Here is a 317-nt window from a genome sequence, read left to right on the forward strand (position 1 = left end):
TCTGTAAGCCTGTGAAGGTGAGTTGAGAAGCTTGCTGGAGGTATCAGAAGTGCGAATGCTGACATGAGTAACGACAATGCGAGTGAAAAACTCGCACGCCGAAAGACCAAGGTTTCCTGCGCAACGTTAATCGACGCAGGGTTAGTCGGTCCCTAAGGCGAGGCTGAAAAGCGTAGTCGATGGAAAACAGGTTAATATTCCTGTACTTCCAGTTATTGCGATGGAGGGACGGAGAAGGTTAGGCCAGCCTGGCGTTGGTTGTCCAGGTTTAAGGTGGTAGGCTGAAATCTTAGGCAAATCCGGGATTTCAAGGCCGA

General features: G+C 50.2%; 1 rRNA gene. It reads left to right on the forward strand.

Going from position 1 to position 317, the window contains the following annotated elements:
• Positions 1–317 (forward strand): 23S ribosomal RNA (locus ACF8FG_RS25790); the annotation flags it as partial.

Origin of the sequence: Pseudomonas sp. YQ_6, from assembly GCF_043103245.1 — a bacterium.
Lineage (GTDB): Bacteria > Pseudomonadota > Gammaproteobacteria > Pseudomonadales > Pseudomonadaceae > Aquipseudomonas > Aquipseudomonas alloputida.